This is a genomic window from Priestia sp. SIMBA_032 (assembly GCF_046535215.1).
Taxonomy (GTDB): Bacteria; Bacillota; Bacilli; order Bacillales; family Bacillaceae_H; genus Priestia; species Priestia aryabhattai.
Genome location: NZ_JAWRXD010000196.1, coordinates 1 through 394 on the forward strand (window position 1 = coordinate 1; position 394 = coordinate 394).

Annotated in this window: 1 protein-coding gene; it reads left to right on the top strand. The window is 70.8% G+C overall.

Annotation, left to right across the window (positions count from 1 at the left end; all coding sequences use genetic code 11):
- A partial coding sequence (locus SB717_RS33980) for an acyl-CoA dehydrogenase family protein (RefSeq protein ID WP_410907212.1) occupies window positions 1-394 on the top strand: 394 nt, incomplete at both ends.

Sequence of the window (394 nt, forward strand, 5' to 3'; positions counted from 1 at the left end):
TCACCAAGTTCCTGGGCACGCGATACGACCTGGAGAGCAGTCGGGCCGCGGCCAAGACCGGCGCCGGCCGGCAGCCGGCGATCTGGGCGGGTTTCGCCGACGAGCTCGGCATCCTCGGCGCCACCCTGCCCGAGGAGGACGGTGGACTCGGCGGCGGTCCCGTGGAGCTCATGATCGTCACGGAGGCCCTCGGATACGCGTTGGTCGTCGAACCGTTTGTCGAGACGGTGGTGATCGGGTCCGGGCTGCTCCGGCGGGCCGGCGGTGATCGAGCCGCGAAGATCGTCCGGGACATTGTTGCCGGTACGGCGATCACGGCGTTTGCCGCCACCGAGCCGACGTCGGGCCACACCTACAGCGATGTGGCCACCACCGCGCGCCGCGACGGCGATGG